The 22,950-nt window shown below is 74.8% G+C and carries 20 protein-coding genes and 2 pseudogenes; 8 read left to right on the top strand and 14 right to left on the bottom strand.

The genetic code is table 11. The features are described from left to right. The first annotated feature begins 116 nt into the window (after positions 1 to 116). Positions 117 to 749, top strand: a complete 633-nt coding sequence (locus V1L54_RS02530; protein WP_330116164.1) for an HAD family hydrolase — start codon at positions 117 to 119, stop codon at positions 747 to 749. A gap of 54 nt (positions 750 to 803) precedes the next feature. Here V1L54_RS02530 and V1L54_RS02535 read toward each other — a convergent pair whose 3' ends face one another. Then, entirely contained in the window at positions 804 to 1,046 is a 243-nt protein-coding gene (locus V1L54_RS02535) for a hypothetical protein (RefSeq protein WP_330116165.1), read from the bottom strand. Between the two features lie 194 nt (positions 1,047 to 1,240). On the opposite strand from V1L54_RS02535, the gene V1L54_RS02540 reads away from it, so the two are divergent. After that, a complete protein-coding gene (locus V1L54_RS02540; protein ID WP_100201685.1) occupies positions 1,241 to 1,624 on the top strand; it encodes a cold-shock protein in 384 nt (127 codons plus the stop codon). Between the two features lie 6 nt (positions 1,625 to 1,630). Here the strand turns inward: V1L54_RS02540 and V1L54_RS02545 are convergent, their stop codons facing one another. Genes V1L54_RS02545 through V1L54_RS02560 form a run of 4 tightly spaced genes read right to left on the bottom strand, consistent with a single transcriptional unit; the run spans position 1,631 to position 5,269 of the window. After that, positions 1,631 to 2,473, bottom strand: coding sequence for a 1,4-dihydroxy-6-naphtoate synthase (locus tag V1L54_RS02545; protein ID WP_330116437.1), 843 nt, complete (start codon positions 2,471 to 2,473; stop codon positions 1,631 to 1,633). A 49-nt stretch (positions 2,474 to 2,522) separates the two neighbouring features. Then, a complete protein-coding gene (locus V1L54_RS02550; RefSeq protein WP_330116166.1) occupies positions 2,523 to 3,233 on the bottom strand; it encodes a futalosine hydrolase in 711 nt (236 codons plus the stop codon). 26 nt (positions 3,234 to 3,259) lie between these two features. Next, the gene (locus V1L54_RS02555; RefSeq protein ID WP_330116167.1) at positions 3,260 to 3,763 is read right to left on the bottom strand and encodes a DUF2771 domain-containing protein; all 504 of its coding nucleotides are present in this window, start codon (positions 3,761 to 3,763) and stop codon (positions 3,260 to 3,262) included. A 27-nt stretch (positions 3,764 to 3,790) separates the two neighbouring features. Further along, positions 3,791 to 5,269 carry an MFS transporter gene (locus tag V1L54_RS02560; protein ID WP_443076451.1) on the bottom strand — a complete coding sequence of 493 codons (1,479 nt, stop codon included), beginning with the start codon at positions 5,267 to 5,269 and terminating at the stop codon, positions 3,791 to 3,793. 244 nt (positions 5,270 to 5,513) lie between these two features. Between V1L54_RS02560 and V1L54_RS02565 the strand changes: the two genes are divergently transcribed. Beyond that, positions 5,514 to 6,437: a DUF3027 domain-containing protein gene (locus tag V1L54_RS02565; RefSeq protein WP_330116439.1), complete on the top strand. Its 924-nt coding sequence runs from the start codon at positions 5,514 to 5,516 to the stop codon at positions 6,435 to 6,437. A gap of 89 nt (positions 6,438 to 6,526) precedes the next feature. Here V1L54_RS02565 and V1L54_RS02570 read toward each other — a convergent pair. From V1L54_RS02570 to V1L54_RS02585, 4 genes and pseudogenes are all read right to left on the bottom strand, one after another. After that, a pseudogene (locus tag V1L54_RS02570) lies at positions 6,527 to 6,886 on the bottom strand (hypothetical protein). Positions 6,887 to 7,201: 315 nt separating this feature from the next. Next, positions 7,202 to 7,324 carry a hypothetical protein gene (locus tag V1L54_RS02575; protein WP_330116168.1) on the bottom strand — a complete coding sequence of 41 codons (123 nt, stop codon included), beginning with the start codon at positions 7,322 to 7,324 and terminating at the stop codon, positions 7,202 to 7,204. Between the two features lie 58 nt (positions 7,325 to 7,382). Further along, positions 7,383 to 8,687: a VanZ family protein gene (locus V1L54_RS02580; RefSeq protein ID WP_330116169.1), complete on the bottom strand. Its 1,305-nt coding sequence runs from the start codon at positions 8,685 to 8,687 to the stop codon at positions 7,383 to 7,385. Positions 8,688 to 8,944: 257 nt separating this feature from the next. After that, positions 8,945 to 9,865 (bottom strand): helix-turn-helix transcriptional regulator, encoded by a 921-nt coding sequence (locus V1L54_RS02585; RefSeq protein ID WP_330116170.1) that lies wholly within the window; start codon positions 9,863 to 9,865, stop codon positions 8,945 to 8,947. A 178-nt stretch (positions 9,866 to 10,043) separates the two neighbouring features. On the opposite strand from V1L54_RS02585, the gene V1L54_RS02590 reads away from it, so the two are divergent. The 3 genes from V1L54_RS02590 (at position 10,044) to V1L54_RS02600 (ending at position 11,704) form a co-directional block, all read left to right on the top strand. Continuing rightward, entirely contained in the window at positions 10,044 to 10,907 is an 864-nt protein-coding gene (locus V1L54_RS02590; protein WP_330116171.1) for an SDR family NAD(P)-dependent oxidoreductase, read from the top strand. Positions 10,908 to 11,201: 294 nt separating this feature from the next. Further along, positions 11,202 to 11,462, top strand: a complete 261-nt coding sequence (locus V1L54_RS02595; RefSeq protein WP_330116172.1) for a type II toxin-antitoxin system Phd/YefM family antitoxin — start codon at positions 11,202 to 11,204, stop codon at positions 11,460 to 11,462. Next, positions 11,459 to 11,704, top strand: coding sequence for a type II toxin-antitoxin system RelE family toxin (locus V1L54_RS02600; protein ID WP_330116173.1), 246 nt, complete (start codon positions 11,459 to 11,461; stop codon positions 11,702 to 11,704). The genes V1L54_RS02595 and V1L54_RS02600 overlap by 4 nt, the downstream gene beginning before the upstream one ends. A gap of 33 nt (positions 11,705 to 11,737) precedes the next feature. Here V1L54_RS02600 and V1L54_RS02605 read toward each other — a convergent pair whose 3' ends face one another. Together V1L54_RS02605 and V1L54_RS02610 are read right to left on the bottom strand one after the other, a co-directional pair. After that, positions 11,738 to 12,955 carry an acyl-CoA dehydrogenase family protein gene (locus V1L54_RS02605; RefSeq protein ID WP_330116174.1) on the bottom strand — a complete coding sequence of 406 codons (1,218 nt, stop codon included), beginning with the start codon at positions 12,953 to 12,955 and terminating at the stop codon, positions 11,738 to 11,740. 245 nt (positions 12,956 to 13,200) lie between these two features. Next, positions 13,201 to 13,527 (bottom strand): annotated as a pseudogene (locus V1L54_RS02610) (NmrA family NAD(P)-binding protein); the annotation flags it as partial. 104 nt (positions 13,528 to 13,631) lie between these two features. On the opposite strand from V1L54_RS02610, the gene V1L54_RS02615 reads away from it, so the two are divergent. Next, positions 13,632 to 14,243: a TetR/AcrR family transcriptional regulator gene (locus V1L54_RS02615; protein ID WP_330116176.1), complete on the top strand. Its 612-nt coding sequence runs from the start codon at positions 13,632 to 13,634 to the stop codon at positions 14,241 to 14,243. Positions 14,244 to 14,477: 234 nt separating this feature from the next. Here the strand turns inward: V1L54_RS02615 and V1L54_RS02620 are convergent, their stop codons facing one another. Continuing rightward, a complete protein-coding gene (locus tag V1L54_RS02620) occupies positions 14,478 to 15,350 on the bottom strand; it encodes an endo alpha-1,4 polygalactosaminidase (protein WP_330116177.1) in 873 nt (290 codons plus the stop codon). 526 nt (positions 15,351 to 15,876) lie between these two features. On the opposite strand from V1L54_RS02620, the gene V1L54_RS02625 reads away from it, so the two are divergent. Next, positions 15,877 to 19,032, top strand: coding sequence for a sacsin N-terminal ATP-binding-like domain-containing protein (locus V1L54_RS02625; protein ID WP_330116178.1), 3,156 nt, complete (start codon positions 15,877 to 15,879; stop codon positions 19,030 to 19,032). A 220-nt stretch (positions 19,033 to 19,252) separates the two neighbouring features. On the opposite strand, the gene V1L54_RS02630 is transcribed toward V1L54_RS02625, so the two are convergent. Continuing rightward, positions 19,253 to 21,133, bottom strand: coding sequence for a glycoside hydrolase family 15 protein (locus tag V1L54_RS02630; protein WP_330116179.1), 1,881 nt, complete (start codon positions 21,131 to 21,133; stop codon positions 19,253 to 19,255). 37 nt (positions 21,134 to 21,170) lie between these two features. Continuing rightward, positions 21,171 to 22,814, bottom strand: coding sequence for a pyranose oxidase (locus tag V1L54_RS02635; protein WP_330116180.1), 1,644 nt, complete (start codon positions 22,812 to 22,814; stop codon positions 21,171 to 21,173). Positions 22,815 to 22,950: the final 136 nt, after the last annotated feature.

Below are 22,950 nucleotides of genomic sequence, written 5' to 3' on the forward strand. Positions count from 1 at the left end.
AGGGGCCGACCGGACCGCGGCGGGGCCGGCCCCCGGTAAGGTTAACCTAAGTTCGGTTAGGCGGACCTAACTATAAAGTCACGGGGCCGCGCTCGCAGGACGGCACAATGAGGGGCATGACCTCTCGCGCGGTGACGGTCGGCTTCGACCTGGACATGACGCTGATCGACTCCCGCCCCGGGATCAGGGCGACCTACCTGGCCCTCGCCGCCGAGACCGGCGCGTACATCGACGCCGATCTCGCCGTCAGCCGTCTCGGGCCGCCGCTGGAGACCGAGTTGGCGCACTGGTTCCCGCCGGGGGCGCTCGACTCGGTCGCCGCGCGCTACCGCGAGCTGTACGCGCACCACGCCATCGAGCCCACCCGTGCCCTGCCCGGTGCCCGCGAGGCGGTGGACGCGGTTCGGCGGACGGGCGGCCGGGCGGTGGTGGTCACCGCCAAGCACGGGCCCAGCGCCAGGCTCCATCTGGAGCACCTGGGCATCGCGCCGGACGCCGTGGTCGGCCGGCAGTGGGCGGAGGGCAAGGCGAAGGCGCTGGTGGAGTACGGAGCCGAGGTCTACGTCGGCGACCATCTGGGCGATGTGCGCGGGGCGCGGGCGGCCGGGGCGCTGTCGGTGGCCGTGCCGACGGGGCCGTGCGGCGCGGCGGAGCTGCGGGCGGCGGGGGCGGACGTGGTGCTGGGCGATCTGACGGAGTTCCCCGCCTGGCTGGCCTCGTACGCGGCCGGAAGCGCGGCGGAGGGCTGAGCCCGTACCGGGCCGCGTGCTCCGGTACGGACCCGGCCCGCGGGCTCCGGCCGGTTACCCCTCGCCCGCCGAGCGGGCCTGGCGGCGCTGTGCCGCGATCGAGCGCAGCACCCCGGCCCCGGCGACGGCGAAGCCGACGCCCATCAGCATGCTGACGAGGTACGCGGCCGTGGGCAGCGGGTCGGAGCCGAGGAGGAGGGGCATGACGGTCGCGATCGTCGCCACCGCGCCGACGAGGAAGACGACGGCGCCGACGCGGACGAGCAGATCTCCCGGGTGGGACGTTTCACTGGTCACCAGGACAGGGTAGTTCCGTGGCAGACGGAGTGTGACACGGCGGGGGAGCCCTCCGAGGCCGCCTTGTCACCCCGTCACAGATCACTAATCTTGTTGTCGGCGGGTCATTCGGCCCGCTGAACTGTTATTCGCAGCCGTGTTTTTTCGAGAAGTCGTAGCCGGACCACCCGGCGAGTACGAGGACGAGGACAGACGTGCCTACCGGCAAGGTCAAGTGGTTCAACAGTGAGAAGGGTTTCGGCTTCCTCTCCCGCGACGACGGCGGTGACGTCTTCGTGCATTCGTCGGTGCTCCCGGACGGGGTCGCCACACTCCGCCCCGGGCAGCGCGTCGAGTTCGGCGTCGTGGCGGGCCAGCGCGGTGACCAGGCGCTCTCCCTGACGCTGCTGGATCCGGCCCCCTCGGTGGCGGCGGCCCAGCGGCGCAAGCCGGACGAGCTGGCGTCGATCGTGCAGGACCTCACCACGCTGCTCGACGGCGTCGCCCAGCAGCTGGAGCGGGGCCGCTACCCCGACCGCCAGCACGGGCACAAGATCGCCGGAATGCTCCGCGTCGTGGCCGACCAGCTCGACGTCTGACGGCGGTCACCCGGGATCCAGCGCTTCGCGGCCGAGGGGCGGTACGAGCCCCTCGGCCGCGGCGCGTCCCAGCAGCCCGCGCACCGCGGCGTAGCCGTCCGCGCCGAGGTCGGCGGTGAACTCGTTCACATACAGCCCGATGTGCCGCTCGGCGACCGCCGGGTCCATCTCCTGGGCGTGCGCCATCACGTACTCCCGGGAGGCGGCCGGATCGGCCCAGGCCGCCCGCACCGAGGCGCGCGCCGCCGCGGCGAGCGCGCGCAGCACCGGCGCGCCCAGCGAGCGCCGGGCGATGACCGCGCCCAGCGGGATCGGCAGCCCGGTGGCGCCCTCCCAGTGCTCGCCCAGGTCGGCCAGGCGGTGCAGCCCGTAGTCCGGGTAGGTGAAGCGCGCCTCGTGGATGACCAGCCCGGCGTCCACCTTCCCGTCGCGCACCGCGGGCATGATCTCGTGGAACGGCAGCACGGTGATCCGCCCGACCCCGCCGGGCACCTTCTCGGCCGCCCAGAGCCGGAACAGCAGGTACGCCGTCGAGCGCTCGCCCGGCACCGCGACCGTCGCCCCGCGCAGGGCGGCGCCGTCCGTCCCCGGCTCCCGGGCGAGCACCAGCGGCCCGCAGCCGCGCCCGAGCGCGCCCCCGCAGGGCAGCAGCGCGTACTCGTCCAGCACCCAGGGCAGGACGGCGTAGGAGACCTTCAGCAGGTCCAGCTCGCCGCGCTCGGCCAGGCCGTTGGTGATGTCGATGTCCGCGAACGTCACGTCCAGCGGCGGCGCGTCCGGCACCAGGCCGTGCGCCCAGGCGTGGAAGACGAAGGTGTCGTTCGGGCAGGGGGAGTACGCGGCGCGCAGCGGCCGGTCCGCGCCCGCCGCCCGCCCGGACTCCTGCCCGGGCCGCTGTTCAGACCGCTCCTGGGACACGCTCACTCCAGCCGTCGAGTACGGGAACGATTCTGCCGAACGCCTCCGCCAGCGCCTCCAGCGCCGCCGGGATCCGCCAGGCGGCGCGGTCGCGCGGCCCCACCGGATTGGACACCGCCCGGACCTCCAGCACGGCCGCCCCGCACAGCGCCGCCGCCTGGGCCACCCCGAAGCCCTCCATCGCCTCGGCCACCGCACCCGGATGGCGCCGTGCCAGCAGCGCGGCGCGTCCGGCGGTGCCGGTGGCGGTGGAGACGGTCAGCACCGGGCCGTACGCCGCGCCGGCCGCCTCCGCCACGGCCCGCGCCAGCTCCGGCGGCGGCCGGTGCACGGCGGTGCCGAAGCCCAGCTCGGCCACCGAGGTGAAGGGCTCGGGCCCTCCGGGCGTCTCGGCGCCCAGGTCCGCGGCGACGATCTCGGAGGCGACGACCGGGGTGCCGACCGGGGCCAGCGGGGCGAAGCCGCCGCCGATCCCCGCCGAGACCACCAGCCCGTACGGCGCCTCCCGTGCCTCCTGCGCCTCCCGTGACCCCCGCCTCCCGCGTTCCGCCCGGGCCAGCGCCAGCGCCGTACCCGCCGCCGCGGCGGCCGGGCCGACGCCCGCGGCGAGCACGGCGATGCCGGCCGCCGCGCACACGGCCGCCACCGCGTCGCGCTCGGCGGGAACGGCGGTGACGACCAGGGTGCGCACGGGGATCCGGACGGGGACTCAGGAGGTCAGTCGGTCTCGCGCTCGAGCTCGAAGGTCCACGTGCCGTAGAACTTCTCGCCGTCGCTCTCCGCGATGGTCAGCTGCACCGAATCCGCCTGCTCGGCCCCGCCGCCCCCGCCCTGGGCGAACAGGCCGTCGCTGGAGAAGCTGCGGTAGGTCTTGCCGATCGGGTCCTGCACGACGGGCTGGTCACCGAGGAACACCACCCAGCCGGTCTCGGCGATCTCGGGGTCCACGCCGATGCGCAGCATGTCGCCCTGGCCGACCGCGATGGAGGTGTCCGTCTCGTCGCCGACGCAGCTCTCCACCCGGTCCTGGCCGATCGCCTTGCCGTCCTCGTAGCAGGTCGCTTCCGTGGACACGCTGGAGGAGCCGACGGTCACGGTCGCCCGCGGGGTCGGCTTCTCCCCGCAGGCGGAGAGGGCGACGAGCCCGAAGGTGGCCGCACCGATGGCTACGGCAGTGCGGAGGGTCCGGCCGCCCCGGCCCCGGGAGATCGTGTGGGTCATAGCAGGCAGGCTACCCGGCGGTTGACCTCAGGCGGTGCGCGGGTGGGGCGTGCCGTGCCGGGCGGCGGACAGCAGCGGCCGAACGGTCGCCAGGGCGCCCGTGGCGACGATCACCCCGGCCACCCCCATGCCGACCGAGCCGATCAGCGGCAGCACGATCCCGACGGCGCCGCCGACCACCCACGACATCTGCATCAGCGTCTCGGAGCGGGCGAAGGCCGAGGTGCGCACCACCTCCGGCACGTCCCGCTGGATCAGCGCGTCCAGGGAGAGCTTGCCCAGCGCCTGCGCCAGCCCGGCGGTGGCCGCCACGACGGGCACGGTGACCGTGCCGTACAGCACCGCCGCCACCACCGTCGCGGTCAGCGCCAGCGCCAGCACCCCGGCGATGATCGCCTCCGGCCCGCGGTCCCGCAGCCAGGCGCCCAGCGCCGTGCCCAGCGCGTTGCCGCCGCCCGCGGCGACGGCGATGACGCCGAGCGAGACCATGGGATCCAGCCCGCTCAGCGGGTGCTCGCGCAGCATGAAGGCGAGGAAGAAGGTGAGGAAGCCGGACAGGGCGCGCAGCGTGGAGTTGGCGATCAGCGCGTTGAGGACGGGGGCGCCGACCGTCCGCAGCCCCGGCCGCCGGGCCTTGCCGTTGCCCCTGCCGCCCGTGCCGCCCGCGCCTTTCCCGGAGGCGCTCCCGGCCCCGCTGTCCGTCCCGCCCTCCGGGACGTCGGGGCCGTCCGGGACACCGGCGTCCCCGCCGCTGTGCGCCGCCTCGTACTCGGTCAGCAGCGCCTTCCGCTCGCCCTTGGCGGAGTCCACCCGGTGCGGAAGGGAGAAGGCCAGGAACGTCCCGATGACGAAGACGGTGAAGGCCCCGTACAGCGGCCAGGACGGCCCGAGCTGGTGCAGCCCGGCCCCGATCGGCGCCGCCGCGCCGGTGGCCAGCAGACCGGCGAGCGTCACCCGCGAGTTCGCCTTGACCAGCGAGATCCGCTGCGGCAGCAGCCTGGGCACCACCGCCGATCTGACCACCCCGTACGCCTTGGAGGCGACCAGCACTCCCAGCGCCGCCGGATACAGCTCCAGGGAGCCGGTGGCCACTGCCCCCGCCATGCTCAGCGCCAGCAGCGCGCGCCCCAGCATCGCCCCGGCCATCGCGGCGCGCCGGCCGTGCGGGATGCGGTCCAGCAGCGGCCCGATGATCGGCGCCAGCAGCGCGAAGGGAGCCAGGGTGACGGCGAGGTAGAGGGCGACACGCCCGCGCGCCTCGCCGGTGGGGACGGAGAAGAAGATCGTGGAGGCCAGGGCGACGGTGATCATCATGTCGCCCGCGGAGTTCACCGCGTGCAGCTCGATGAGCTTGCCCAGCCCGGACTCCCCCGCGCCCTGCGCGTGGGTGGCCCGGCGGATCCGCCGGGCGAGCGCCAGGGGAGGCGTGCGGACGGCGCGGGCGATCGCCCGCGCCGTCCGACGAAACCGTCCCTCGTCGTGCCGGGACGTCCTGAACGCTGCCACACCGTCAGTGTGCCCCACCCGGAGCCCGGCGACCCGACGCCGACTGGTTGAAGGTGCGACGGTTGGGGCCGGACCCGGGTGGGGTAGCGTGGAGGGACAGTGCGCTGTGCCCGGCGGAACCGCATCGGTCCGGACGTCGCAGCGGCCCTCCGGTCCGCTCCGTCCGCACCCGCTCGACCTGGGCATACGAGGAGGCGCGCGCGCGAGACGGCGTAGGAGAGAATCGATTTCCGTGAGTGCTGCGATGCGAGGCCGTACCCCCGACCGTCTGTGCGCCGAGGCGCTCGACCTGGCACGGGAGGCGGCCGAGGACGCCGCCTTCCCCGGCAAGATCGGCGACCATCTGGGTGTCGTCGCCGAGGGGGATCGCGTCGTCACGCACTTCTTCGAGTGCCAGGAGATCGGCTACCGGGGCTGGCGCTGGGCCGTCACGGTCGCCCGCGCCTCGCGGGCGAGGTCGGTGACGCTGGACGAGACCGCCCTGCTGCCCGGCCCCGACGCGCTGCTGGCACCCGAATGGGTGCCCTGGAGCGAACGGCTGCGCCCCGGCGACCTCGGCCCCGGCGACCTGCTGCCCACCGAGTCGGACGACCCGCGGCTGGAGCCCGGGTACTCCGGTGAGGACATCCCGCCGCCGAACTCCGTCCTCGCCGAGGAGGCCTGGGAGGGCGACGCGGGCCTGGCGGCGGCCGAGGACGCCGACCTCTCCACCAACGAGCCCGGCGAGTTCCCCGGCGTCCCGGCGCGCGGCAGCATCGCCGCGGTCGCCGAGGAGATCGGCATGGGCCGCCCCCGGGTCCTGTCGCGCCACGGCCTGCGCACCGCCGCCGACCGCTGGGAGGAGGCGTACGGCCCCGGGACCCCGATGGCCCAGGCGGCCCCCGCCTCCTGCATGAGCTGCGGTTTCCTCGTGCCGATGGCCGGCTCGCTGAAGCAGGCGTTCGGGGTGTGCGCCAACGAGTTCTCCCCGGCGGACGGCCGGGTGGTCTCCCTGGCCTACGGCTGCGGCGCCCACTCGGAGGCCGCCGTGATGCCCAAGCCGCCCCACCCGGCCCCGCCGGTGCTGGACGAGACACGGGTGGACGAGCTGGACCTGGGCGGGGGCGGCGGCGCGGACAGCGCCGGAGGCGCCTCCGGCGACGGCACCTCCGGCGGCCCGGAGGCGTAGCGCCCGCCGCACCCGGGCCGCCGCCGCCGTCGGCCGTACCCGGTCACCCCGGCCGGCCCCGGAGGGGTCTGCCCGCCGGACCCCGCGGTTCAGCGGAACTCGTGAACCAGCTGGATCCTGCCGACGATGTGGGCGTTGAACTCGTCGAGCTCCTCGGCCGGTACCCACAGCTCGAGGATCGTGCGCCCGCCCGCCCGCCTGCCGGACCGGGTACCTGCGCAGGAAGGCGGACTCGGCCTCGAACCGCGTGACGAAGCCGGCGCCGTCGTGCCTCACGTTCCGGTCCCGCGCGATCCTGACGGCGTAGTCCTCGTTGAGGACCGGACAGAAGACCGGCTGCTCGGGGAGCCGGGGCGGCCGGGCACGCCAGCCCAGCTCCCGCACCAGCTCCAGTTCCCCGGGCCGGTGGGGCGCCACAGGGTCGTCGTCTGTCGGCTGGTCACGGGCATCGCTCCCCGGACGGGGCGGGCCGCCGGTGCGGCCGACCGGGAGCCCGGCGGTACCGACGGCCCCGGTACGGCGGCCACCGGGTCGGACCGCACCCCATGGCTGTGGGCCCCGGCCACGGAACCTCCTCCGGCGTTCCGATCCGGTCACGCGTGGCGCCGGGGCCCGTGCGGGGCCGGTTTCCACTGGTCGTTGCTCCCGTTCCGGCCGCCGGCCTGCGGGCCTCCGAGTACGGGGGTGACCTCGGCGGCCGCGGGTGGGGAGGACAGGCGGCGCCTGTCAGCGGTTCCCGGCGTCAGGGTCGCACTGCCGGCCGCTCATGCCCGGTCCGGGTCCTCCAGCCCGTTCACCAGCGGGATCCGGAACCAGGCCGCGCCCGCGGGCAGCAGCGGGACGACGGCCACCGCCGCCAGGACGGTCTTCCTGCCGCGACGTGACATGCGCCGAGCCTCTCGTCCCGGAGCGGCCCGGGGACTCCGGCCGGAGGTGCGGGCGCCCTCACACCTGGAGAAGTTCGGCCGCCCGGTGACCGTCGCCGGTCCCCGGCCCGGCCGGTCCGGGGGCCGCGGGATCGGCGGCGGCCCTGACGGCCGGAATGCCCTCGGCCATCTCGGCGGAGCGGGCCGAGGTGGGCGGGAGCGCCGTGTTGCGCACTCCGCTCAGGGCCTCGTGCGCCGCCGACTGCCGGGGGTGCAGCAGGGTCCTCGTCCCGTACCAGAACCAGAAGGGGAGGGCGAATCCCGCCGTCAGGAGAAGCGCCCCGTAGGGGAGGGAGTCCGCGAGGTGCACGAGCCCGGACGGGTCCGCGTCCCGCACGGTCGAGACCCCTTGAGGGAACAGCAGAACGACCGCCGTCGGCACGGCCGCCAGCGCGACGACCAGGGGAGAGACGACCGCCCCGAGGAGCAGCGCCCGCAGGAGGAGCCGCCAGAGCGGCGGCCGCCCGGTGCCGTCCGGGCCCGTCAGCCTCAGCCGCAGCAGCCGCTTCCCCGGAGTCGTCGAGGTCGCGGCCGGCAGCACCACGAACCAGAGGACGAACAGCACCAGTGGGCTGAGCAGCGCCGCCGTCGCCTCCCCCAGGAGCAGGAGGACCGCGCCCGTGAGGGCGGAGGCGGCCGCCAGACCGGCGAGGTCCACCGTCAGGGCGGTGAGCCGGCGCCCGAACGGGACCGCCCGCCGCAGGCGCACCCGCTCGTCGAGCCGTTCCAGCGGCGGCAGCACCCGCGCCACCGGACCGGCGACGAGCCAGCCCAGGGCGGCTCCCGCCGTGTTGAACAGCAGGTCGTCGACGTCGAAGAGCCGGTAGGGGCACGGGTAGATACCCCAGATGCCGGTTCCCTGCGTCAGCTCGAAGAACAGCGACGTGCCCAGCCCCGCCGCGGTGGCCACCGCCAGCCCGCGGCGGACGTGGCAGCGGACGAAGACGCCTATCGGCAGCAGCAGGAGCACGTTGAACACCGCGCCGGCGACGGCCGGGTTGTGCAGCACGAGCGCGCCCAGCGACACCTGTTGGTCGGCCTCCTTCCACACGTCCCCCAGGGTGTGGCCCGGCCGCCACCCCGGGCGGGCGACCTCGGCGAACCTCGTGCACATGTCGGGGGTGCGCACGGGCAGCGGCACGAGCGCCATGCACAGGGCGGTGAAGGCGTAGTACAGGAAGCCGAAGAGGGACAGCGCCCGGCCGGAGGACAGCACCCCGTGCCGGCGGTAGACGGTGACGGCCATCGGCAGCAGCGTCAGCAGGGCCAGAAGCGGGAAGAGGGCGGCTGCCGTCTTGATGGGCAGGAGATAGGTCTGGGCCACACAACGACTATACACGGCATGTATACACGCGGTTTATAGCTGGTCGGCGCGGTGCGGCCGTGCCCCTCGCCCTCGCGGCGGTCCTCTGCGCGGTGACGACGGCGACGAGCGCGGCGTCGTGTGTCAGGAGGTCGAGGCCCTGCGAGCGGCCAGGCGCTCCCTGAGGTGTTGTGCGGCGGTGGTGACCGGGATGCCGGGCAGACGGCCGGCGTGTGCGTCTCCGGGGTGCCCTCGCGGGTGAGCCGGGGACGGCGCGGTCACCGTTCCCGGGCGGGGCCGGACCGGCGGCGGCGCTCCGGTGCGGTGTCGGTGCTGGTGTCGGTGTCGGTGCCGGAGTCGGTGAGGGTCCAGCTCGCGAGGAGGTCCAGGGCCCGTTTCGAGGGTGATCCCGCCTCCGCGGTGTAGACGAACACGGTGGTGTCGGGGTCCCCGGGCGGGACGAGGGTCTCGTACTCGACGGTGAGATCGCCGACGAGGGGGTGGCGGAGGCGTTTGGAGCCGTGGGTGCGCTGGTGGACGCGGTGCTGCTCCCACCACCGGTCGAATTCGCGGCTGTGTTCCCGCAGCTCTTCGACGAGGGCGAGCGTGGCCCGGTCGCCGGGGTCACGGCCGGACTCGAACCGCAGACTCTCCACCGCGGCCCGTGCCTGGTCCTCCCAGTCGGCGAACAGGGAGCGGGCGTCGTCGTCGAGGAACATCCAGCGCGCGTAGTTGCGGTGCCGCGGGGGCAGCCGCTCGAAGTCGGTGAACAGCGCCCGGGCCATCCGGTTGGCGGCGAGGACGTCGGTGCGGCGTCCCAGGACGAGGACGGGCTCGCCGTCGAGGGCGTCCAGGAGCTGGTACAGGCCGGGGCGGACGCGCTGGACACCGCGGGGGCGGCGGGCCGGCGCCCCCGGGGTCACTCCGATGAGGTCCCGCAGGTGCGCGCGTCCCGCGGCGTCGAGGCCGAGCGCGCGTCCGAGGGATTCGACGACGGCGGGTGAGGGCGTGATGCGCCTGCCCTGTTCGAGACGGGTGTAGTAGTCGGTCGACACCCCGGCCAGGAAGGCGACCTCCTCGCGGCGCAGGCCCGGGACGCGGCGTACGCGGCCGTCCGGGGGGAGTCCGGCGCGCGAGGGGTCCACTTGTGCGCGGGCCCGTCTCAGGAAGTCGGCCAGTTCGCGGTTGGTGGCAGCCACGCCCACCAGTGTCGCCGACACCGGGCGCTCCCGACTGGCCCTGCGAGTCCCAGGTTTCCCCGTCCGCGGTCGCGCAGGGCGCGATATGCGCGTCCACGGCGGGGTGCGGCGGCCCACGCTGGATGCATGCCGGCCCCGGGGACCGCCCGGGGCCGCCCCGTACCAGCAAAGGACGATCATGACTTTTCCGACCGACCGGCCCGCGATCTGGTTCGTGACCGGCACCTCCCGGGGCCTGGGGCTGCACCTGGTCAGGCAGTTGCTGGAGCGCGGCGACAGGGTCGCGGCGACGACCCGCTCCACCGAGCGGCTGCTCGGGGCGCTCGGTGACGGCGTCGACACCTCCGGCCTCCTCCCCCTCACCGTCGACCTGCGCGACGAGGCACAGGTGAGCGCCGCCGTACGGGAGACCACCGACCGCTTCGGCGGCCTGGACGTGGTGGTGAACAACGCGGGCTACGGGTTCCTGGCCGCGGTGGAGGAGACCGGCGACCGCGAGGTCCGCGACATGCTCGACGTCCAGGTCGCCGGCGTGTGGAACGTGCTGCGGGCCGCGCTGCCCGTCCTGCGCGAGCAGCGCGGCGGCCACATCGTGAACGTGTCGTCGGTCCTGGGCCTGACCGCCGTCCCGGGCTGGGCGCTGTACTGCGCGGGCAAGTTCGCGCTGGAAGGGCTCAGCGAGGCGCTGGCGGCCGAGGTGGCCGACTTCGGGATCGGTGTGACCATCGTCGAACCCGGCTACTTCCGCACCGACTTCCTCACCCGGGACTCGCTCGCCCTGCCCGCCGGCACCACCGGGCACTACCCGGCCATCCGGCAGATGGTCGACGATCACCTCGGGCTCCAGGGCAGCCAGCCCGGCGACCCGGCCAGGGGCGCCGCGGCCGTCATCGACCGGGTCGTGGCCGGTGCGGGCCCGCTGCGCCAGCTGCTCGGCTCCGACGCCCACGCCTATGCGACTGCCAAGGTCGAAGCCCTCCGGGCGAACCTCGACGCCACCGCGGACACCGCGCCCGCCACGGACTTCCCCACCGCCGCCTGAGCGGTTCCCGGGCGGCGGGAGGGACGGGCCGGCCGGTTCGCGGCACCCCGGTGTGTCCCGGAGGTGTCCCGGACCGGCCGGTTCAGCCGGTTCAGCCGGTTCAGCCGGAGAAGCCGGCGAGCACCGTCGTGTCGGCGTAGTACGCGCTGAGTTTCGGGATCTCCCCCGCCCGTGTTGCCTTCCCCGGTGTGCCCGCCGGGTGCGCCGTACCCGGCCGCCCGGGGACGGCCGGAACCGAGGAAGCGCGACGGCGGGTGGCTGCGCACATGTGCACACTTCCGTAAGCTGGTGTGCATGACGGAGATCGCTTACTCGATCGTGGAAGCCCGTGCCCGGCTCGGCGCCATCGCGCGCAACGTCAGCGCCACCCGGGAACCGGTCGCCATCACCGACCACGGGCAGACCGTCGCGATACTGGTCAGCCCCGCCGACGCCCTGGAACTCCAGGAGTTGCGGGCCCTGGCCGCCTACCGTGCGCGCCAGGCCCAGGGGGAGGACGCCGGTGTCCCGCACGACGAGGCGTACCGCCGGGTCTTCGGCGGGGACGAGGCGTGAGGTACGAGGTCGTCTGGGAGCCCGAGGCCCTTGCGCAGGCGGAGCGGTTCGCCAAGGACGACCCGCAGGGAGTGCGGCAGGTGTTCACCGCGATCGACCGGCTCGCCGACGATCCCAGGCCCCGGGGTGCTCTCGGCAGCACGGACATGCTGCGGATCCACGTCGGTGCCTACCGGGTGCTGTACGGAATCAGCGATCAGCAGGTCCGTGTCAACGTGATCCACCTCGGGCGCCTGCGCTGAGCAGTACCGCGGCGCTCCCCTCGGGACGTGGCCTCAGCGGAAGGCGGGCAGGCCCGTCATCGCCTGGCCGATGACCAGGGTGTGCATCTCCGGGGTGCCCTCGTAGGTCAGCACCGACTCCAGGTTCGTCATGTGCCGGATCACCGGGTACTCCAGGGAGATCCCGTTGGCGCCCAGGATCGTGCGGGCGGTGCGGCAGATCTCCAGGGCCTTGCCCACGTTGTTGAGCTTGCCGACGCTGACCTGCTCCGGCCGCAGCGACCCCACCGCGTCCCTGCGGCGGCCCAGGTGCAGGGCCAGCAGGGTGCCGTTGGTCAGCTCCACCGCCATGTTCGCCAGCTTCTCCTGGGTGAGCTGGAAGCCCGCGATCGGCCGGCCGAACTGCTCGCGCTGCCCGGCGTACTCCAGAGCCGTGCGCAGTGAGCTGCGCGCCGCGCCCAGGGCGCCCCAGACGATGCCGTAGCGGGCCTCGTTCAGGCAGGACAGCGGGCCGCGCAGCCCGCGCGCCTCGGGCAGGACGGCATCGGCGGGCAGCCGTACCCCGTCCAGCACGAGCTCGCTGGTGACCGAGGCCCGCAGCGACAGCTTGTGCCGGATCGGCGGGGCGGAGAAGCCGGGGGCGTCGGTGGGCACGACGAAGCCGCGCACGCCCTCGTCGGTCCGCGCCCACACGACGGCGACCTCGGCCACCGAGCCGTTGGTGATCCACATCTTGCGGCCGTCGAGCACCCAGTCGTCCCCGTCGCGGCGGGCGCGGGTGCGCATGCCCGCCGGGTCGGAGCCGTGGTCGGGCTCGGTCAGGCCGAAGCAGCCGATGGCCTCCCCGGCGGCCATGCGCGGCAGCCACCGCTGCTTCTGCTCCTCGCTGCCGTACCGCCAGATGGCGTACATCGCCAGCGAGCCCTGGACGGAGACCAGGGAGCGGATGCCGGAGTCGGACGCCTCCAGCTCCAGGCAGGCCAGCCCGTACGCGACCGAGCCCAGGCCCGCGCAGCCGTAGCCGGTCAGGTGCATGCCCAGCAGGCCGAGGCGGCCGAACTCCCGGGTCAGCTCGCGGACGGCGGGCAGCTCGCCCTTCTCGAACCACTCGGCGACATACGGGTCGACGGACGCCTCGCACACCCGGCGGACGGTCGCCCGGACGTCCTTCTCCTCCGGGGTGAGCAGCTCGTCGACGCCCACCAGGTCCAGCGGATCGGTTGTGGGCCGGGCCGTTCCGGGCCGCTCGGCCTGCTCGGGGCTGCTGCTCATGTGACGCGCCTTCCAGACGGGACGTACGGGCCGGTCGTGCCGACCTTACCGGCGGGTACGGTACGCCCGCCGCGGCGGCGCGGGTACCCCCGTGTCCGGGCGCCGGGGCGTCAGGCCGTGGCCCGCAGGTTCTCCCGGACCCACTCCTCGAAGCCGGTGAGCGGGAGGCCGAGGTCCCTGGCGTACTGGGGGCGGGCCGGCTGGCCGACCACGTTCAACCACTCGTGTGCGGCTCCCACAGGCGGCATCCCGGCGGCCTTCGCGCCTTCGACGAGGTTGACGCCCTGGGTGATCTCGCCCTCGAAGTCGAAGCCGTCCTCGGTCATGCCGGGCATCTGCACGGAGAAGACGGTGCGGGCGCCCTCCGCCGCCCGCACCACGGAGTCGCGGTCGTGGAGATCGCCGGTGACCAGTTCGGCGCCGAGCGCCTCGACGGCCCTGGCCCGGGCGGACGCCGGGTCGCGCACCAGGGCGCGGACGGGAACGCCCGCCGCGAGCAGGGCGCGGGCGGTGGCGCCGCCCTGCCTGCCGGTGGCGCCGGTGACCAGGACGAACGCGGAGTCTGCGGGCATGATGCTCCTCGGGGCAGGGCGGCACATGAAAACGGCGGGGTCCGCCGTTTAGCTGTCGATGCGATATGGCGGGGCCCGTCGTTTAACAAGCCGGAGGTGACGTCATGTCCGTTCGTCAGCGCGCGGATGCCCGGCGCAACTACGCGCGCATCCTCGCCGCGGCAGAGAAGGAGGTCGCCGCCCACGGAGCCGACGCCTCCCTGGAGCAGATCGCCCGCGACGCGGGGGTCGGCTCGGCCACCGTGCGTCGGCACTTCCCCTCCCGCCGCGCCCTGCTGGAGGCGGTGTCACGGCAGCGGGTCGAGGCCCTGGGCGCCCGCGCACACGAACTGGAGGGCGAGGAGGACGGCCGGGGCGCGCTGCTGGAATGGCTGGGTGACCTCGTCGCCTGCTGCGTCTCCGCCCGCGGGCTGGCGGCCGCACTGGCCCACGACGGGGCCGGACCCGACCCGGTGTACGAGAACTCCTGCTCGGCGGCGCTGGAGGGGGCGGGGGCCCCGCTGCTCCACCGCGCCGTGCGGGACGGCGCGGTGGAGCCGGGCGTCACCGTCGCCGACCTGATCACCCTGGCCGTCGGCATCGCCCTGGCCACGGAACACCACCCCGATCCCGCTGCCCGGGCTGACCGGATGTTCCGGCTGGTCGTGTCCGGGGTGAGCCCTGGGAACGGAGCGGGGCGCACGGTCGGCGGAGCGTGCGGCGTCGGCCCGGCCTGACGCCGCACGGTTCACGCCGGTGCGCCGGTGCGGAGGTCGGCCGGATCCGCCCGCCGCGTGCCCCCTGACCGGGTACTCCGTCACCAGGCGCACGGGTTCAGGGGGCCGCGTGCGGTCCCCTGAACGGCCGGACAGGAGAAGAGACCACCGCGCGGTCCTCGGGGGTGGAGACCGCGCGGTGGCCCTTGCCGGCCCTCCGTCCTGTTTCCGTGGGGGGTGCGGAGGACCGGGGCTCTACGGGCGGGGGCAGACGGCCCGGAAGTGGTCCGGGTGGCCGGCGGGCACCGCGTACTCGTCCCGCTGCACGACGCTGAGCGTGTCACCGAAGTTGTCGCACGCCCACGCCATCCCGGCGGGCTCGTACTCGATCACGTAGACCTGGTCCCCGAACCACTCGGTGAACCCACCGCACTCCTTCCACCGGCCGCACTCCTCGACGACCGCGAAGTCCAGGCCGATCTCCTCGCGGTGCGGCGCCAGCTCCAGGGTGTTCTTCTGGGCGATGGCGAGGCCGGCGGCGTGCGCCCGGTCGGCCAGCAGCTTCATGAGTTCCAGGGCGTGCTCCTCGGTCGTCAGGCCCTCGGAGCGGAGGAAGCTGTCGTAGTTGTCCGGCTCGACGGCGTCGAAGCCGTCCGCGGCGCAGCCGTCGAACCAGTCGCCGACCTTCTCGGCCACCCGCGCGCGCTTGTCGTCCGTGCTGATGTCCAGCAGCGGCTCGTCCCACCCGTCGTCGATGACGAACCGGCCCCGGCCGTCCCGCAGGAGCAGGTCGTCGTCCCACTCGTCCCGCTCCCCGGGCTGCACCTGGAAGGCGTTGACGTAGCAGACGCCGTAGGCGCCGGGCGCGGGGTCGTCCTCGCGGTCGCGGCTGACCACCTCGACGCCCTCGGGCAGCTCGTAGCCCCCGCCGATCTGGTAGTCGAAACCCGCTCCGGCGGGCGGCAGCCGCACCTCGCGCGGCTGCTGCGCGGCGGGGCTCCGCTCCGGCTCGTCCGTACCCCCGGTGCCACCGGCCCGGGCCACCGCGACAGCGAGCACGACCAGCACCGCCCCGGCGGCCACGGCCACGGCGGCCTTGCGCCCGGTGCGGGTCGGCTTCGCAGGCACAGGAGGACTCCAGGGGTCGGGGACGCGGCCCGCCCGGACCGCCGGCTCCGGTGCGTGGTCGCGGGAGCCGGACGGTCCTCACCGGCCGGACCCGTCGTCGGTGTGACGGTGCTTCGGCTGTCGGAACTGGCCGGAATTCAACGTGCCGGGCCAGGCGGAGTCAAGGGCGGCGAGTGCTCCCGGTGTGCCCCCGGACACGCACGGCCGAATGCCTCGGCGTTCCGGCGGTTCCTGGTGTACGTGACAGGCCGGGTGGCGGCCGGAGGTGGAGGAACGGGGATGCCCGCCCGGTACCGGCGCGTTCCGTATGGGCGCCTCCGGCAGCAGGATGCACGTTCTCCCGGTGCGCGAGGGCACCGGGGTGTGCCCGGGACGGTGTACGGGCGGCCGGGGCGGCTCGTCCGTCCACGCCCTGGCCCCCGCCCCCGCGCGCGCCGGGGGCCCCGGACGCAGTACCGTCGCCGCGTACGGGCAGGGCGGCCGGGCAGGCGGCCCGGACGCGTCGGCTGGTGGAGGAGACGGAACAGTGAGCGGCACGGTGCTGGTGCAGGGCGCGGACGACGCGGCGGACCCCTTCGACACCGCCCGGCTGCGCCGCGGCGTACTCGACGCCTGGGCGGCGTCCCCCGCCCGCTTCCGGGAGGACGCCAACGCCGAGGAGGACCTCGCGCTCGGCGGCTACCGCGACCGGCTGGTGATCGAGCTGGCGCAGAACGCCGCCGACGCCGCCGCCCGCGCGCGCGTGCCCGGCCGGCTGCGGCTGACCCTGCGCGACGGGGTGCTGGTGGCGGCCAACAACGGGGCGCCGCTGGACGCGGCCGGAGTGGAGTCGCTGTCCACGCTGCGCGCCTCCGCCAAGCGGGAGGAGGCGGCGGCGGACCCGGCGCGGCTCGTCGGCCGGTTCGGCGTCGGCTTCGCCGCCGTGCTGGCAGTCAGCGACGAGCCCGCGATCGTCGGCCGCACCGGCGGCGCCCGCTGGTCGCTGGCCGACGCCCGCGAGCTGGCCGCCCGGGCCGCCGAGGGCAGCCCCGGGCTCGCCGACGAGCTGCGCCGCCGCGAGGGCCACGTCCCGCTGCTGCGGCTGCCGCTGCCCGCGCGGGGCATCGCCCCGGACGGCTACGACACGGCCGTCGTGCTGCCGCTGCGCGACGCCGCCGCCCGCGAGCTGGCCGCCCGGCTGCTCCTCGCCGTCGACGACGCGCTGCTGCTCACCCTCCCCGGCCTGGCCGAGGTGGTGGTCGAGACCGACGGCGGCACGCGGACGCTGACCCGCCGCGCCGACGGCGCCCACGTCGTGGTCGAGGACAGCGGCGCCGACGAGGGCCGGGGCGCGGCCACCCGCTGGCGGGTGGCCTCCGACGCCGGGCGGGCCGACGCCGCCCTGCTCGCCGACCGGCCCCTGGAGGAGCGGGAGCGGCCGGTGTGGTCGGTCACCTGGGCGGTGCCCGTCGACGCGGACGGCGCGCCGCTGCCCAGCCGCACCGCGCCCGTCGTCCACGCCCCCACCCCCACCGACGAGCCGCTGGGCCTGCCCGCGCTGCTGATCGCCTCCTTCCCGCTGGAGCCGTCCCGCCGCCACATCGCGCCGGGCCCGCTGACCGAGTTCCTGCTCCAGCGCGCCGCCGACGCCTACGCCGCGCTGCTGCGCGACTGGGCGCCGGTGACGAACGGCACCGTCGACCTGGTGCCCGGCCCGCTGGGCCGGGCCGAGCTGGACACCGAGCTGCGCCGGCTGGTCCTGGCGCGGCTGCCGCGGGTGCCGTTCCTGGCGAGCGCCGCACGGGACGAGAACGGCGAGCCCTACGCGCTGCGCCCCGCCGACGCGGAGCTCGCCGAGGGCACCGGGGCCGAGACCGTCACCGTCCTCGCCGAGCTGTTCCCCGCCCTGCTGCCCGCCGGTCTGGAGCGCCGCGCCGAGCTGCGCGTCCTCCAGGTGCCCCGGGTGCCGCTGGGCGAGCTGATCGACCGGCTCGCCGGGGTCGAGCGGGCCCCGTCCTGGTGGCGGCGGCTGTACGACTCCCTCGCCGGGGTGGACCCCGACCGGCTGACCGGCCTGCCCGTCCCGCTCGCCGACGGACGTACCGCCGTCGGGCCGCGCCAGGTGCTGCTGCCGCTGCCCGGCGGGGAGAGCGCGGTGGACGCCGAGTCCCTCACCCGGCTCGGCCTGAAGGTCGCGCATCCCGACGCCGCCCATCCGCTGCTCGAGAAGCTGGGCGCCACCCCCGCCACGCCCCGCGCGGTGCTCACCACCCCGCAGGTGCGGGGGGCGGTCGCCGCCTCGCTGGACGCCGAGGACGCCTGGTACGACGAGGACGACGGCGGACCGCTGGACCCCGAGGAGCTGGCCGACACCGTCCTCGCGCTCGTCCGCGACGCCCGCCTCGCCCCCGGCGACGAGCCCTGGCTCGGCGCCCTCGCCCTCCCCGACGAGGACGGCGAACTCACCCCCGCCGCCGAACTGGTCTTCCCCGGCAGCGACTTCGAGAGCGTCATCCGGGAGGGCGAACTGCCCGCCTGCGACGCCGAACTGGCGGACAAGTGGGGCGAGGAGACGCTCGCGGCGGCCGGGGTGCTGGCCGGCTTCGCCCTGGTCCGCGCCACCGACGTGGTCCTCGACCCGGACGAGCTGGACCCCCGCGACACCGACTACCCCGAGCCCGACGACGCCGGCGTGCTGGACGCGGTGGACGTGTGGTGCGAGGACCTCCTCGACGGCCTGCCCGAGACGCCGGTGCCGCCCGTCGTCTCCGAGCTGGTCGCCGTCCGCGACCTGGACCTGGTGGACGACGACCGCTGGCCGCAGGCCCTGGCCATGCTTTCCCGGCCCCCGCTGCGCGACGCGCTCACCACCCCGGTGCGCGTCCTGCTGCCGGACGGCACGGTGGAGACCGCCCGCCCGTACACCGCCTGGTGGCTGCGCGGCCACCCCGTCCTGGACGGCCGCAGCCCGGCCGGGCTGCGCGCCGCGCACGGCGATCCGCTGCTGGCCGGACTGTACGAGGAGGCCTCGGCGTCCACCGCCGACCTGGACGAGCAGGTGCTGCGCGCCCTGGGCATCCGCACCTCCGCCGCCGCCCTGCTGGACGAGCCCGGCGGCGCGGCCGAGCTGCTGGGCCGCCTCGCCGACCCGGAGCTGCCCGTCGGCGCCGCCCAGCTCCACGGCCTGTACGGGCTGCTGGCGGAGCTGGACCCGGAGGAGGTCACGCTCCCCGACGAGCTGCGGGCCGTGGTGGACGGGCGGGTGCGGGTGGTGGAGGCCGACACCGCGCTGGTCGCCGACGCCCCCGACCTGCTGCCGCTGGCCGCCTCCCGCCCGCTGCTGCCGGTGCCCCCGGACCGTGCGGCCCGGCTGGCGGCGGTGCTGGACGTACGGCGGCTGAGCGAGGTGCTCCCCGCCCCGGTGGCCGGGGACGGCGCGGAGCGCGAGGTGCCCGGGGAGGTGCGCGTCCTGCTGCCGGGCGCCCCCGCGACCTACGTCGAGCACGAGGAGCTGGTGGTGGACGGGGTGGAGCTGGACTGGCGGCTCACCCCCGACGGCACCCTGCACGCCGCCACCGTCGAGGGCCTCGCCGCCGGGCTGGCCTGGGCGGCGGGCCAGTGGCCGCGCCGCTTCGAGGCGGCGGCGCTGCTGGAGGACCCGTCCCGGGCGGCGGAACTGGCCCGGGACCGCTGGTTCGACTGACGGTGCTCCGCCCGTGGGTGCGGGTGCGGGTGCGGTGGGTGCTGGGGTCGGGGCCGGTCCGGGGCGACCGTTCCGGACGGCATTATTTACGGCCGTGGACGTGCCACGTTTCCTTGCCCGTCCATTGGCCGCAAATAACGCCTGAGTGTCCGGAACGGTCGCCCCTCCCCGTCCCCTCCCCGCCGTCGCCGGGTGCACCCCGTCGTGCCTGTAGCGGTTCTCAGGCCGGGACGTGCCGGTGGTCCGGGACCGGGCTGAGGGCCGGGTCCGCACCCCGTACGCCCTGCTCGGCCCGCACGATGGTCCAGGCGGCGTTGACCAGCCCGATGTGGCTGAACGCCTGCGGGAAGTTGCCGAGCATGCGCCCGGTGTGCGGATCGGCCTCCTCCGCCAGCAGCCCCAGGTCGTTGGCGTGCGAGGCGGCCCGCGCGAAGGTCTCGCGGGCCTGCCCGGTGCGTCCGGCCAGCGCCTGCGTCTGGGCCAGCCAGAACGTGCACAGCAGGAAGGTGCCCTCGTCGCCGGAGAGCCCGTCCACCCCGGTGGTGGTGTGGTAGCGGTAGACCATGCCGCGCTCGTCGGTGAGCCGTTCGCCGATGGCGTCGATCGTCGCCAGCATGCGCGGGTCGTCGGCCGGCAGGAAGCCGGTGATCGCCAGCTGGAGACTGGACGCGTCCAGCTCCGGATAGCCGAACGCCTGCGTGTAGGCGCCCGCCTCCTCGCTCCAGCCCCGGGTGAGGATCGCGGCGCGGATCTCCTCGCGGACCTGCCGCCAGGTGTCGATGCGCGCGGCCGAGCCCAGCCGGTCGCTGAGCTTCAGCGCCCGGTCCAGGGCCACCCAGCACATCAGCTTGGAGTACAGGAAGTGCCGGGGCTCGCCCCGCATCTCCCACAGGCCGTGGTCGGGGACGTCCCACAGCTCGGCGGCGGCGTCGGCCAGACTGACGGCGAAGTCCCGCAGCTCGGGCCCGGCGTCGTCGAACTCGTGGGCGTAGCGGTAGGCGGTGTCCAGGAACTCGCCGTAGACGTCCGTCTGCGGCTGGTCCCAGGCGCCGTTGCCGACCCGGACGGGCCGACTGCCGCGCCAGCCCTCCAGGTGGTCCAGCCGCCGCTCCGTCAGATCGTGCTCACCGCCGATGCCGTACATGATCTGCAGATGGGAGCGGGTCCAGCCGGTGGCCGCCGCGTCGGTCATGAACTTCAGGAACTCCTCGGCCTCGTCGGGGCAGCCGGCCACCCACAGGGCGTCCATGGTGAAGGCGGCGTCCCGCACCCAGGCGTAGCGGTAGTCCCAGTTGCGCTCCCCGCCCACCTCCTCGGGCAGCGAGGTGGTCGGCGCGGCGACGATGGCCCCGGAGGGCTGGTAACCCAGGCCCTGCAGGATCCGGCCGCTGAGGTTGATCTCCTTCTCCCACTCGCCCCGGTAGTCCTGGTGCTCCCGGGACCAGTCCCGCCAGGCGTCGACGGTGCACTCCAGCTGCTCGGCCAGCTCGTCCTGGCTCCACACGCGCGGCGCGGGCCCGGTCATCGGGCCCCAGTGCAGGCCGAAGCGGAGCGTCTCGCCGGCCCGCAGGTGCGCGGTGCCGTGGGCGGCGTCGGAGTGCTCGTCCAGGATCAGCGGAACCGGGCTGGACAGGGCGAGCACCGAGGGCCCGCCGCGGGCGATCATGCCACCGTCGCACTCGCTCAGCAGCGGGACGACCCGGCCGTACTCGGGGCGGGGCCGGAAGTCGGTCGTCACCTCGGCGGTGCCCTCGGTGCAGGTGACCGACCGGACCAGCAGGTGCGGGGAGCCCGAGCCCAGCCGGTGGGGGTTGTCGCACCGCCCGGTGGACAGGGCGTCGGTGACGGCCACGGTGCCGGTGGGGGTGGAGAACTCCGTGCACAGCACCAGGGTGTCGTCGAGGTAGTGGCGGCTGACCGGGCCCTCGTGGGTGGGACGCAGGCACCAGGTGCCGGCCTGGTCGTCCAGCAGGGCGGCGAGGACGGACGGGCTGTCGAACCGGGGGAAGCACAGCCAGTCGACCATGCCGGAGCGGCTGACCAGCGCCGCCGAATGGCGGTCGGACAGCAGCGCGTAATCCTCGATGGGGGTGTTCACCATGGGGTTTCGCCTCTTTACGCCGCTTGTGCGGCGGAGCTCAGGCCGGAGAGGTGGAGAGGATGCGCCGGGCGGACTTCACGGCCAGCGCGACGCTGGTCAGCGTGGGGTTGCTGGCGTTGCTGCCCGGGATGACGTTGTTGCCGCCCAGGTAGAGGTTGTCCACGCCCCACACCCGGGAGTCGGTGTCCACGACGCTGGTCTGGGAGTCCGTGCCCATCCGGGTCGTCCCGGTGATGTGCAGCGGCAGGCCGGGCGCGACGAAGCGGGGCTCGGAACCGGGCAGGAAGCCGCCGAGCACGCTCGCGGCGCGGAGCATGTCCCGCATCATCCGGTGCTGGGTGGCGCGGTCCTCGGGGGTCAGGGTGAAGTCGAACGTCACCTGCGGCATCCCGAAGGTGTCGTGGCAGCACCCGGAGAACGTCATGCGGTTCTCGGCACGCGGCTCGACCATCCCGAACCAGCGCAGGTCGACGATGAGCCGGGAGTCCACGTTGGGCGGGACACCGCCGTAGTGGAAGGCGTCGCGGTGGATCTGGCAGTGCCAGGGCCGCTGCTCGCCGACCGGGATCCACACGTTGGGCTCCGGGTCGTCCTCGGGGATCGGCACCGGGTCCTCCGGGCTGCGCTTGTGGTGCTCGTTCACCCGGTCGGTGAAGCGCTCGTCGGTGGTGATCGAGTCGACCAGAGCCTGGTGGAACACGATCTGGCAGAACGAGACCGGCTGCTCGTGCAGGTAGCGGCCCAGTGCGGGGCGGTCCACGCGGGAGGCGGACAGCAGCTGGGGGGTGAGGACGGCACCGCCGGCGACCACGAAGTTCCCGGCCTCCACCCGGATCGGCGCCGACCGGGTCAGGTCGACGACCTCCGCGTACTCGACGCGTTCCCCGTCCGGGGTGAGGGCCAGGCGGCGGCACAGGTGCTCGGGGTAGAGGGTGAGGGAGCCGCCGGACGCCTCGTCCCGGACCAGCAGGCTGCAGTCCTCCTCCAGGTTCATGATCGCGAGCGGGCCCAGCACGGTGTCGGCCCCGCTCCAGTGGACCATGGAGGGATCGTCGGTGCGCCGCTCCACCGCGAGCGGCAGGTTGCGCACCTGGTAGGGGTCGCGCAGCTCGGTGAACTCCTCGCTGAGGGCCTCGTGGACCACGCGGTGACGGATCGACATGTCGTAGGCGTCCGTCCGCGTGTTCAGCAGCTTCTCGCCCTCCTGGTACAGCTCGTTCCACTCCACGGCGGTGAGCAGGTCGCTGCGCTCCAGCACCGGGTGGTGGCGCGGGGTGGCGCAGGTCCAGTGGGTGGCCATGCCGCCGACGCCGTAGGTGACGGCCTCCGCGTCGAGGTTCCGCTGCGGGTCCTGCTCGGGGTTCTGCCCGTCGGTCACGAAGCCCTTGAAGCGGGACCGGTCGAAGCGGTACGCGGACGGGTCGAGCGTCACCTCGGGGCGGTCGTTCGGGGGGACCGACAGCAGGTGCAGATGGCCCTGGATCACCGAGGTGAACAGGTCCACGTTGCGCTGGTACTGGTAGCTGTTCTTCAGGTGGGCGCCGGGCCGGGGCGACATCAGCGGACCCGCGTCGATCATGATCACGTCCTGTCCGGCCTGGACCAGGGTCCGGGCGAACGCGCAGCCCACGGGGCCCGATCCGACGACGAGCGTGTCCGCACGGAGGGTCTTGGATGGCATCTGGGATTTCCTTCCCGGAGAAGGGCGCACGACCGGGATGCGGCCGGGGACGGTACCTCCCGGGTGCGCGGCGCGCGTGTGCGTGTGGGGGGTTCGGGGCACCGGAGGCGGTGCCGCGCGCGATGGAGAAACGAAG

Origin of the sequence: Streptomyces rubellus (genome assembly GCF_036323805.1) — a bacterium.
Lineage (GTDB): Bacteria > Actinomycetota > Actinomycetes > Streptomycetales > Streptomycetaceae > Streptomyces.